At 60.2% G+C, this 11,366-nt stretch carries 10 protein-coding genes; 9 read left to right on the plus strand and 1 reads right to left on the minus strand.

The features are described 5' to 3' along the window. The first annotated feature begins 2 nt into the window (after positions 1-2). The 9 genes from flgD to FHR87_RS16615 all read left to right on the plus strand — a co-directional run bounded on the left by flgD (position 3) and on the right by FHR87_RS16615 (position 10,596). Positions 3-695 (plus strand): flagellar hook assembly protein FlgD, encoded by a 693-nt coding sequence (gene flgD, locus FHR87_RS16575; RefSeq protein ID WP_183167847.1) that lies wholly within the window; start codon positions 3-5, stop codon positions 693-695. Between the two features lie 24 nt (positions 696-719). Beyond that, complete coding sequence (gene flgE, locus FHR87_RS16580) at positions 720-2,129, plus strand: flagellar hook protein FlgE (protein WP_183167848.1); 1,410 nt, start codon at positions 720-722, stop codon at positions 2,127-2,129. 158 nt (positions 2,130-2,287) lie between these two features. Next, positions 2,288-3,031, plus strand: a complete 744-nt coding sequence (gene flgF / locus FHR87_RS16585; RefSeq protein ID WP_183167849.1) for a flagellar basal-body rod protein FlgF — start codon at positions 2,288-2,290, stop codon at positions 3,029-3,031. 44 nt (positions 3,032-3,075) lie between these two features. Continuing rightward, positions 3,076-3,861: a flagellar basal-body rod protein FlgG gene (gene flgG, locus FHR87_RS16590; RefSeq protein ID WP_183167850.1), complete on the plus strand. Its 786-nt coding sequence runs from the start codon at positions 3,076-3,078 to the stop codon at positions 3,859-3,861. Positions 3,862-3,891: 30 nt separating this feature from the next. Continuing rightward, positions 3,892-4,587, plus strand: a complete 696-nt coding sequence (flgH, locus tag FHR87_RS16595; RefSeq protein ID WP_183167851.1) for a flagellar basal body L-ring protein FlgH — start codon at positions 3,892-3,894, stop codon at positions 4,585-4,587. A 14-nt stretch (positions 4,588-4,601) separates the two neighbouring features. Continuing rightward, positions 4,602-5,705: a flagellar basal body P-ring protein FlgI gene (locus FHR87_RS16600; protein ID WP_183167852.1), complete on the plus strand. Its 1,104-nt coding sequence runs from the start codon at positions 4,602-4,604 to the stop codon at positions 5,703-5,705. A 13-nt stretch (positions 5,706-5,718) separates the two neighbouring features. Next, a complete protein-coding gene (flgJ, locus tag FHR87_RS16605) occupies positions 5,719-6,999 on the plus strand; it encodes a flagellar assembly peptidoglycan hydrolase FlgJ (RefSeq protein WP_183167853.1) in 1,281 nt (426 codons plus the stop codon). Between the two features lie 9 nt (positions 7,000-7,008). Continuing rightward, entirely contained in the window at positions 7,009-9,006 is a 1,998-nt protein-coding gene (gene flgK, locus FHR87_RS16610; RefSeq protein ID WP_183167854.1) for a flagellar hook-associated protein FlgK, read from the plus strand. Between the two features lie 12 nt (positions 9,007-9,018). After that, positions 9,019-10,596 (plus strand): flagellar hook-associated protein 3, encoded by a 1,578-nt coding sequence (locus FHR87_RS16615; protein WP_183167855.1) that lies wholly within the window; start codon positions 9,019-9,021, stop codon positions 10,594-10,596. Positions 10,597-10,741: 145 nt separating this feature from the next. Here the strand turns inward: FHR87_RS16615 and fliS are convergent, their stop codons facing one another. Beyond that, positions 10,742-11,128: a flagellar export chaperone FliS gene (gene fliS / locus FHR87_RS16620; RefSeq protein WP_183167856.1), complete on the minus strand. Its 387-nt coding sequence runs from the start codon at positions 11,126-11,128 to the stop codon at positions 10,742-10,744. Between the last annotated feature and the right edge of the window lie 238 nt (positions 11,129-11,366).

The raw sequence follows: 11,366 nt of genomic DNA on the forward strand, positions 1-11,366 counted from the left end.
GAATGACTTCCTTTAGCGATTCTTCCAATTCTCTGCTGGCGGGCCTGTCCAGCACGACAAATACGAAAAATACCGTTTCGAGCGCCGATACCAGCTCCTTGGGCAAGGATGATTTCCTGCAACTGCTGGTGGCGCAACTGAACAACCAGAATCCGCTGGACCCGCAGGATAACAGTGAGTTTGTCGCCCAACTGGCGCAGTTCAGCAGTGTCGAAAGCCTGCAGAATCTGAATGCCTCCGTCGACACCATTCGCAGTAACTACAACTCTTCGCAAGCCCTGCAGGCATCGTCGCTGGTCGGGCGTTCGGTCATCGTCAAAGACAGTAGCGCACAGGTGGATACCAGCAGCAGCTTCAGCGGTTCCCTGGTGCTGCCCAGTACCGGTTCCAATGTTTCCGTCGGCGTCTACAACGCTTCGGGCGAGCAGGTGAAGACCATCGATCTTGGCCAGCAGGCCGGTGGCAGTGTGGCCTTCAGTTGGGATGGTACCGATGACAACGGCAATGCCCTTGATTCCGGTGCCTATACCTTCAAGGCAACCGCCAGCATCGACGGCACCGAAACGGCTTTAACCACCTACCTGCCAGCCACGGTCAATAGCGTGACGCTTGGTCAGGATGGTGGAGAGATGATGCTTAACCTGGCTGGGCTGGGCAGTGTTGCGCTGTCGCAGGTCCAGATGATCGGCCAATAACCGGCTCGCCGGAAGGAGTATTCGATGTCTTTCAATATCGGTTTGAGCGGTCTGAACGCCGCCGGCAAAAACCTGAATGTGACCGGCAACAACATTGCCAACGTAGGCTCGACCGGCTTCAAGGCGTCGCGGGCCGAATTCGCCGATGTCTACGCCACCTCGATGTTCGGTTCGGGCAAGAACACCACGGGCAGCGGCGTGCTGACGGCCAATATTTCCCAGCAGTTCACCCAGGGCAACATTACCTCCACCGGCAACAGCCTGGATCTGGCGATCAACGGCAACGGTTTTTTTGTCCTGAGCGACAATGGCTCGCGGGTCTATACGCGCAACGGTACGTTCAGTACCGACAGCTCCGGTTATGTCGTCGATAACGCCGGCAATAACCTTCAGGGCTATGGCGTCGATGCCAACGGCAATGTCATCAATGGGGTCGTGAGCGACCTCAGGATCGATACCGCTAACCAACTACCCCGGTCGACGACTCAAATCAACCAGACCGTTGCCCTGAATTCGACGTCATCCGTTCCCGTGAACACGCCATTCGATGCCGGTGATTCGCAAAGCTACAACTGGTCCACGTCCGTCGATGTGTATGACTCCCAGGGCAATTCCCACACCTTGTCGCAGTACTTCGTCAAGGATGGTTCCAATTCCTGGGCGATGTTCGTCACTGTCGATGGTCGCAATCCCAGCGATCCGACTTCCACCACACCGGCCATGGCCTCTGTCACGTTCGATTCCTCGGGGAATCTGAATCTGGTCAGCCCTTCGCTTACCCAGAATACAGATGGAACCTATAGCAGCGATTTCATGGTGACGCAGGACGGCACCATCAGCCTGGCCAACGGTACGCAAACCAGGACCATCACCAACCCGGACGGCTCGACTAACGATGTCCAGGTCAACGTAGCGGGCTGGGTTCCAGCCACCATTACCGATGGCACCACCACACCGGCGACCTGGGGTTCCAACGGTTCCACCGCCAGCGCAACCGGCCTGGAGCTCGACATGCGTGGTTCCACCCAGACCAATACCAGCTTCGCGGTGACCAGGGTTGACCAGGATGGCTATACCACTGGCCAATTATCCGGCCTGTCCGTCGCCGAGAACGGCAACCTGTTCGCCACCTATACCAATGGCCAATCCAAGGTTATCGGGCAGACGATCCTGGCGACCTTTGCCAACATGCAGGGACTGACTCCGGTCGGCAATACCAACTGGGCCGAGTCCTATGCCTCTGGAGAGCCGGCAATCGGCACGCCGGGGTCGGGAATCCTGGGTAGCCTGGCTTCGGGATCGCTGGAGGACTCCAACGTCGACCTGACGGCCGAGCTGGTCAACCTGATCGTTGCGCAGCGCGATTACCAGGCGAACGCCAAGACCATCGAAACCGAAAACACCGTCTCCCAGACCATTATCCAGATGACCTGACGGATCTCTGCCGCGCGCTTTCGAAAAAGCCTCTTTCGAGGCTTTTTTATTTTTAAAATCAACATGATATTTGTCTTCTTCATGGATGGCACAAGGATTGCTGACTAACCCTTGAGTCTTTCAATAGACGGCAGAACTCCGTCGCTTCGAGGTCACTCATGGACAAAATGCTCTATGTCGCCATGTCCGGCGCCAGCCAGAACCAGATGGCAATGCGCGCCCATGCCAACAATCTGGCGAATGTCTCGACCACCGGTTTTCGCAAGGATCTGGAACAGGCGCGCTCGATGCAAGTGTTCGGCGACACTCATCCGTCTCGCGTCTATGCCATGAGCGAGCGGCCGGCTACCGATTTCAGCGCAGCGGCGCTACAGGAAACCGGACGCGATCTGGACGTGGCCATCGAAGGCGCTGGCTGGATCGCCGTCCAGTCGCCGGACGGCGGGGAAGCCTACGTGCGTACCGGCAGCCTGGAAGTCGATGCGCTGGGCATGCTGCGAACCGCCAGCGGATTGCCCGTACTGGGTAACGGTGGCCCCATCGCCGTACCGCCCAGAACGCAGATCGAGATCGGTCAGGACGGCACCGTGAGCATCCGGGCCGAAGGGCAGAGTTCGGCGGTCATTGCCCAGGTGGACCGATTGAAATTGGTAAACCCCGATCAGCAGCAAATGGAGAAAGGCAGCGACGGCCTGATCCACCTGAAGAAGGGGCAGCCCGTTCCCCTGGCAGATGCCAGTGTTCGGGTGGTTTCCGGTTTCGTCGAAGCGAGCAACGTCAATGCCGCGCAGGAAATGACCTCGATCCTGTCGCTGTCCCGGCAATTCGAACTGCATATCAAGATGATGCGTACCGCCGAAGACGATGCGGCGGCGATGGCCAAAGTTCTGCAAATCGGCTGAATGCCGACTGATGCGCCATAAAGCCGGCGCTAAAGGAGAAACCTATGCTACAGGCACTATGGGTCAGCAAGACCGGACTATCCGCCCAGGATCTGAACCTGACCACCATTTCCAACAACCTGGCCAACGTCTCGACTACCGGCTTCAAGCGTGACCGCGCTGAGTTCCAGGATTTGCTCTACCAGATTCGCCGCCAGCCAGGCGCGCAGAATACCCAGGACAGCGAGCTGCCCTCCGGCCTGCAACTAGGCACCGGAGTGCGCATCGTCGGCACCCAGAAAACCTTCACCGAAGGCAGCTTGCAGACCACCGAGCAACCGCTGGACATGGCGATCAACGGCGATGGCTTTTTCCAGGTACTGATGCCGGACGGCACCCTTTCCTATACCCGCGATGGCACCTTCCATCTCAATTCGGATGGCCAGGTCGTCACTGCCAACGGTTTTCCGCTCGAACCGGCGATCACCGTGCCGCAAGAGACCAAAACCTTCACTGTCGGCGAAGACGGAACCGTCTCGGTCACCACGGCCGGCAATGTAACGCCACAGATCATCGGCAATATCCAGACGGCCAGCTTCATCAATCCGGCTGGCCTGCAGGCGACCGGCAACAACCTGTTCACCGAAACCGCTTCCAGCGGCGTACCACAGATCGGTACGCCCGGCCTGAACGGTCTTGGCACGGTGCTGCAGAACACGCTGGAAAATTCCAACGTCAGCACGGTCGAGGAACTGGTGAACATGATCACCACGCAGCGCGCCTACGAGATGAATTCCAAGGTCATTTCCACCGCCGATCAGATGCTGGGCTTTCTGAGCCAGAACCTTTGATCGTTGTTGAGCCTGTTGTGTGAGGTGCCTATGAACCGGTTGTCGATTGCATTTGCTCTGCTGTCCACCTTGCTGGTGGCCGGTTGCGTAGGGCCCACGGCCAAACCGAACGATCCTTACTACGCGCCGGTATTGCCGCGTACGCCCATTCCTGCAGCGCAGACCAGTGGTGCCATTTATCAGGCTGGCTTCGATCAAAGCCTGTTCAATGACCGGCGTGCCCGGCGGGTTGGCGACGTCATCACCATCACCCTGAGCGAGAGAACCCAGGCCAGGAAAACCGCCAACTCCGAGCTGGAGAAGAACAGCGACGCCAGCCTGAGCCTGGGTTCGTTGTTCGGCAGCAAAATGAGCGGCAAGAATCCGATCTCCGGTTCGCCCCTGTCCTTCAGCGCCGACTACAGCGGTACGCGCCAGACCGATGGCTCTGCCGATGCCGACCAGAGCAACAGCCTGACCGGCTCGATCACCGTCACGGTGGCGGAGGTGATGCCCAACGGGGTCATGCTCGTCCGCGGCGAAAAATGGATGACCCTCAATACCGGTGATGAGTTGATCCGCATCTCCGGTCTGATCCGCACCGAAGACATCATGCCGGACAACACCGTCTCCTCCAATCGAGTGGCGGATGCCCGCATCACCTATTCCGGTACCGGAGCCTTTGCCGACGCCAGCCAGCCGGGGTGGTTCGACCGTCTGCTGATGAGTCCCTTGATGCCGTTCTGAACGAGTCGACAATCATGATCAAATACCTGTTTGGCGGCCTGGCTCTCTTGTTCGCCGCCACCTGCGTTCACGCTGAACGGCTGAAAGATATCGCCAGCATCCAGGGGGTGCGCACCAACCAGTTGGTCGGTTACGGCCTTGTCGTCGGTCTCAACGGTTCGGGCGACCAGACCACCCAGACGCCCTTTACGATCCAGACCTTCAAGAACATGCTGATCCAGTTCGGCATCCAGTTGCCGAGCAATATCGGCAATATCCAGTTGAAGAACGTCGCTACCGTGTCCATCCATGCCGACCTGCCGGCGTTCGCCAAGCCGGGGCAGACCATTGACGTGACTGTTTCTTCCATCGGCAACGCCAAGAGCCTGCGCGGCGGCAGCCTGCTGATGGCTCCGCTCAAGGGCATCGATGGCAACGTCTATGCGGTGGCGCAGGGCAACCTGGTGGTCGGTGGGTTCGATGCCGAGGGGCGCGACGGGTCGAGGATCACCGTCAATGTGCCCTCGGCGGGGCGGATTCCGGCGGGGGCCACGGTGGAGCGACCGGTGCCGACCGGTTTCGAACAGGGCAATACATTGACCCTGAACCTCAACCGTTCCGACTTCACCACCGCCAAGCATATCGTCGACAAGATCAACGAATTGCTGGGGCCGGGCGTGGCCTCGGCGATCGATGGCGGCTCGGTGCGGGTCAGTGCGCCGCGCGATCCCAACCAGCGGGTGGACTACATCTCGATCCTGGAAAACCTCGAAATCGATCCGGGCCAGGCGGTGGCCAAGGTCATCATCAATTCGCGTACCGGCACCATCGTCATCGGCCAGAACGTCCGGGTTGCGCCGGCTGCCGTTACCCATGGCAGCCTGACCGTGACCATCAGCGAAGATCCTATCGTCAGCCAGCCGAACGCGCTGTCCGGCGGGCAGACGGCAGTCGTGCCGAATTCCAAGGTCGCCATCGACCAGGAGGCCAAGCCGATGTTCAAGTTCGGCCCCGGCACGACCCTGGATGAAATCGTCCGGGCGGTCAACCAGGTAGGGGCCGCGCCAAGCGACATGATGGCCATCCTCGAAGCCCTCAAGCAGGCCGGCGCATTGCAGGCCGAGCTGATCGTGATCTAAGGAGAAAGCAGATATGGATTCACGTCTGGGCGGTACCTACGCTAGCCAGGCCGACTCTGGCGCGTTCACCGACATCAACCGCCTTGCCAGGCTGAAGGGCAAGGATCGGGATAGCGCGGAAAACGTCAAGCAGGTCGCCCAGGAGTTCGAGTCCCTGTTTCTCAACCAGATGCTGAAATCCATGCGTTCGGCCAACGAAGCACTGGCCGACAAGGACAGCCCGTTTTCCAGCGACACGGTCAAGCAGTACCAGGACATGTACGACCAGCAGATGTCCCTGAGCCTGTCCCGCGACAATGGTGGCATCGGCCTGGCCGGCGTACTGGAGCGCCAGATGAGCAAGACCGGTAACCGCGTCGGGCGCACGAATCCCTTTGCCCAGGTTGCCGGGGCGCAGGCCGTTACCGACAGCCGTAACGCTGTAGCGACTGGCGCTGCGCCGGGCAACGCCTTGCCAACCGATAAGATAAAAAGTGCCGGGCCGGCCTTGTCTGCTGCGCGTCCATTGAATGCTGTCGACCCGGGCCGCGATGATTCGTCGTTGATCAACCGGCGGCGTCTGGCACTGCCGGGCACGCTGAGCCAGCGGATCGCCGCTGGAATCCTGCCCGATTCCGCCGCCTCGCCTCGCGCCGCGAGCATCGCCGAGCAGATCGGCAGCGACTGGAAGCATTCTGCCTCCGGCAACCCCTTCGATCAGTTCGCGGCGGGCCGCTACAGGGTGCAGCAGCAGAGTGCCGGCAGCGAGCGAGCCGCAACGGTGGCTGCCACCGCGAACAAGACAGGCTTCGGCAACAAGGAGGCATTCATCAATACCATGTTGCCCATGGCCGAGGCCGCTGCCAAACGGATCGGTGTCGATCCACGTTACCTGGTCGCCCAGGCTGCGCTGGAAACCGGCTGGGGCAAGCACATGGCACGCCAGTCCGATGGTTCGAACAGCAATAACCTGTTCGGTATCAAGGCTCATGGCTGGAAAGGGGCTTCGGCGAATGCCGTTACCCGCGAATACGTCAATGGCCGGCCAGTCATGGAAAAGGCCGGCTTCCGGGCTTATGCATCCTATGCCGACAGCTTTCACGACTATGTAAGTTTTCTGCAGAGCAATGACCGCTACCGGGAGGCGCTGGACACCGGCGGCAACTCGGAACGCTTCATGCGCGAGCTGCAGAAGGCCGGTTATGCCACCGATCCCCAGTATGCCAGCAAGGTAAACCGGATCGCCCGTGGCATGGACACCTACCAGTCCATCCAGACCCTGGCGTCCCGGGATAACCGCATCACTCGCTCATAGGGCCCGAACATGGCGAATCTACTTTCCATCGGCGTATCCGGGCTGGCTGCCAGCCAGGCGGCGCTGAACGTGACCGGCAACAACATCACCAATGCCAATACAGCCGGCTACACGCGCCAGGCCACGGTGCAAACGGCTGCGCTGTCGCAGAAGAGCGGCAATGCCTATTTCGGCAGCGGCACCACGCTGGACGATGTCCGGCGTATCTACAGCAGCTATCTCGGTACCCAGTTGCGCAGCACTACCGCACTGGATAGCGCCGCCCAGTCCTACCATACCCAGATCAAGCAGCTGGACTCGCTCTTGGCCGACAGCTCGACTGGTATCTCCAGTGTCCTGCAAACCTTCTTTTCGTCCATGCAGACCGCTGCCGCCAGCCCGACCGACCCGGCGTCGCGGCAACTGCTGCTGACCCAGGCCAATACCCTGAGCGACCGCTTCAATTCGATCTACAGCCAACTCGCCGACCAGAACAGCTACCTCAACGAGCAACTGACCAGCATGACTGGCGAAGTCAACAAACTGGCTTCCAGCGTGGCGCAATACAACCAGCAGATCACCCAGGCTTCGGCCAGCGGTGCATCACCCAATACCTTGCTCGACGCGCGCGACGAAGCGGTCAGGCAGCTCAATGAAATGATCGGTGTTACCGCCGTCGACCAGGGCGGCAGCTACAGCCTGTATATCGGTTCGGGCCAGCCGCTGGTCGTCGGTAGCAACGTCTCCACGCTCAACGCCACGCCGAGCGCCGACGATCCGGCGCGCCACGCCATTACCCTGAGCCAGGGCAATTCGACCCAGGATGTCACGGCCGCTGTCAGTGGTGGTGAAATCGGCGGGCTGCTGCGCTACCGCAGCGACGTGCTGGATTCCACCATGAACGATCTGGGACGCATGGCTCTGGTCGTCGCCGATACCATCAATTCCCAGCTGGGGCAGGGGTTGGATCTGAACGGCGATTTCGGCGCCGCACTGTTCAGCGACATCAACACGCCGGCACTGACCGGCCAGCGCAGCGTGGCCCAGGTCGGCAATGTCAGTACGACCACCAACTTTGCTGTACGCATCGAAGATTCCAGCCAACTGACCACCAGCGACTACGAAGTGACCTTCGCGGACAACACGCATTACACCGTCACGCGGCTGTCCGATGGTACGGTTTTTCCGCCGAGTGGCTCCGGGACCACCGCTTACGCTACCGGCGATCCAGCCCCCCAGATCGACGGCTTCTCACTGCAGTTGGTGAGCGGCAGCGCAGTAGCGGGTGACAAGTTCACCATCATGCCGACCCGCTATGCTGCCAACACCATCGACATCAGCATGACCGATGCCGACCAGTTGGCTTTCGCTGCACCGCTGGTAGCCACGGCGACCACGGGCAACTACGGCACGGGCAGCATCACCCAACCGACGCTGGCCTTCACGGCTGACCCCAGTACCAGCCTGCAAGGCGGCTTGCCGATAAAAATGGTCTTTGCTGCCGCCAGCGATGGCACGCAGGGCTACACCCTGTACGACTCGACCGGGACCTCCATCGGCAACGGCAGCATCGTGCCGGGCAACAGCAACACCCTGACCATCAGCGTACCGGCGACGAACTTGGCGTTTTCCTTCGAAACCACTATCGGCGGCTCGCCGGGCACGGGAGACAGCTTCACCTTCGCCTTCAACGCGGATGGCACCGCCGACAACCGCAATGCCCAGAGCCTGCTGGACCTGCAGAGCAAAAAGACCATAGGGATGCAAGCGGGCGGCGGCATGAGCTTCGTCACGTCGTACAGCTCGCTGATCGAACAGGTCGGCGCCAGGGCCAGCCAGGCGGAACTCGATGCCAGCGCCACCTCGGCCGTGCTCGCCCAGGCGCAGGACAGCCGGGATTCCTACTCGGGCGTCAACCTCGATGAGGAAGCCGCCAACCTGATCAAATTCGAGCAGTACTACACCGCTGCCTCGCAGATCATTCAAGTCGCGCGCAGTACGTTCGATACATTGATCAACAGTTTCTGAAGGAGGTGAACCGTGCGCCTGTCGACCTCGCAAGTATTCGCGTCCAACGTTACCGGTTACCAGAAAGGCTATACGGACATCGTCAAGACCCAGCAACAGATTTCCAGCGGTGTGCGCATCCAGACTCCGGCGGACGATCCCGTCGGTGCCGCGCGCCTGTTGCAGCTCGAACAGCAGAAAGCCGAGCTCGACCAGTACAGCACCAACATGACCACGGCAACCAATGGCCTGACCCAGCAGAATGCCGTGCTCGACTCGGTCAACAACGTCCTGCAGCGAGCCCGGGAATTGACCGTGCAGGCAGGCAATGGCGCCCTGGCGGATGAGGATCGCGGCGCCATCGCCAGCGAGTTGGAGCAGATCCAGGGCCAGCTGATGAACCTGGTGAACAGCAAGGACGCCAACGGCCAATACCTGTTCGCTGGCTCGAACAGCGGCACGCAACCCTATACCAAGAACCCCGACGGAACCTACAGCTACAACGGCGACCAGACCACGCTCGACCTGCAGGTTGCCAGCGCCACCCGCCTGCCGGTCAACGACAGTGGCTGGAGCCTGTTCGAGAACATCCCCAATGCCAGCCGAACCTATTCGACCCTGACTGAGCAACCGGTAGCGGCTGACGAGCAGCAGGCTTTTCTCTCCCAGGGGCTGGTAACCGACGATACCCAGTACGACAAGCAATTTCGCGGCGGCTCGCCCTATACCCTGGAACTGCTCAGCGGCACCCAGTTCCGCATCACCGATGCCAGCGGCCAGGATGTCACCACGGAAGCGTCCGGCGGCAACGGTACTTTCGACCCCACCGCCAGCGACGGAACCACTATCGGCTTCCGAGGCGTCCAGCTGAAACTCGATGTCGCACTGCCGGAAGGCGAGGGCAGCAGTGTGCTGGGTGGCTACAGGTTCGCGTTCGGAACGGCCCCGGATGAGTTCGCCGTAACCCGCAACCCGAGCAATACTTCCAGCGCGCAGATCACGGGCGGTTCGGTAGCGGACCAGGCCACCTATTCCAGCAGCTTTCCTGCCAACGGTGTCGTCGTCCGCTTCACCGATGCCAGCGCTTATGAGGTCTACACTCAACCGCTGAAAAGCGGCGACGCGGCCATTGCCTCTGGTTCGCTGACTACCAATCCCCCGATCCTGACTATAGCGGGAGCGCAATTCAGCGTCAGCGGCACGCCGGCCAGCGGTGACCAGTTCACCCTGCAGGCCGATACCCGGGAAACCCAGGGCATCCTGGAAACCCTCTCAACGCTCACGACCGCCCTGCAGACGCCGCTCTCCAATGAGACTTCAAGCAAGCTGGCCCTGCGCGATGCCGTGGCCTCTGCCATCAGTAACCTCGATAAAGGCATGAACAACGTGCTGGCCACCCAGGCATCCATCGGCGCACGCCTGAATACCATCGACACCCTGACGACCGAAAACGAAAGCCTCTCGATCACCAATGCCTCGACCCAGTCGAGCATCCGCGATACCGACATGGCCGCAGCCACCTCGAAACTACTTCTGCAACAGACCATGCTGGAAGCGGCACAGGCATCGTTCTTGAAGATCAGCCAACTGAGCCTGTTCAACAAGATGTAGCCTGGCAACTACCGACGACAATCGACGCCGGAGCTAATGATTGGATCGATGTGGGATTAACGAAGGCTATTACGCCAGCGAAAGGTTCGCGGTAGAAAGCCTGCCCGCTGTCCAGTCATACCGAGCAGGCCGTATGACGCCGGGATCAACCCTGGCCCTGGATACCATCCCAGCCGGATTTGATCTCGCGCAGCAGGTTGCCCACCTCAAGCAGCGGCGCCGCATCGTTATGGCGATTCGCCTCGGATAGCCGTATCACCATATACGCATACAGGCGATCCAGATTCTGCGCCAGCTCGCCACCAGCCTCGAAATCCAGCGCTTCACGCAATCCACCGATAATGGCAATGCTCTTGCCGATCAACAGACCCTTTTCGGCCAGCATGCCACGCTCGGTTGCGCCGGTAGCCTGGCTGATGCGATCCAGCCCGCCCTGCATCAGCATCTGGATCAGACGATGCGGACTGGCTTCGGTCACCTGTGCCTGAAGGTTGACGTTCTGATATTGCCGCAAGGCCAGCGAAGCATTCATTGGAAACTCCCGAAAAATCAATCGATGCTCTTGTATCGACGAAGATTGCAGGAGCTTTAGAAACTGTTATTCATCCGACTGCTTTCTGAAGCCCCTCTCCCGCCAACGGGAGAGGGGGTGGGGTGAGGGTTATTGAAGGGTTATTTGAACCTGCCCCACCAGAGCGGACGCCAGGAAGCGATACTTTGATCGCAACCTGGAGGTTCCCATGCAACGTATTACCCGTCGTCGCTACACC

It is taken from the genome of Azomonas macrocytogenes (assembly GCF_014191985.1).
GTDB lineage: Bacteria > Pseudomonadota > Gammaproteobacteria > Pseudomonadales > Pseudomonadaceae > Azomonas > Azomonas macrocytogenes.

Coding starts and splice junctions, on each gene's coding strand:
- flgD (WP_183167847.1), top strand. CDS start 3: ATGACTTCCTTTAGCGATTCTTCCAATTCTCTGCTGGCGGGCCTGTCC.
- flgF (WP_183167849.1), top strand. CDS start 2,288: ATGGACAAAATGCTCTATGTCGCCATGTCCGGCGCCAGCCAGAACCAG.
- flgJ (WP_183167853.1), top strand. CDS start 5,719: ATGGATTCACGTCTGGGCGGTACCTACGCTAGCCAGGCCGACTCTGGC.
- flgH (WP_183167851.1), top strand. CDS start 3,892: ATGAACCGGTTGTCGATTGCATTTGCTCTGCTGTCCACCTTGCTGGTG.
- flgE (WP_183167848.1), top strand. CDS start 720: ATGTCTTTCAATATCGGTTTGAGCGGTCTGAACGCCGCCGGCAAAAAC.
- flgK (WP_183167854.1), top strand. CDS start 7,009: ATGGCGAATCTACTTTCCATCGGCGTATCCGGGCTGGCTGCCAGCCAG.
- fliS (WP_183167856.1), bottom strand. CDS start 11,128: ATGAATGCTTCGCTGGCCTTGCGGCAATATCAGAACGTCAACCTTCAG.
- flgG (WP_183167850.1), top strand. CDS start 3,076: ATGCTACAGGCACTATGGGTCAGCAAGACCGGACTATCCGCCCAGGAT.
- FHR87_RS16600 (WP_183167852.1), top strand. CDS start 4,602: ATGATCAAATACCTGTTTGGCGGCCTGGCTCTCTTGTTCGCCGCCACC.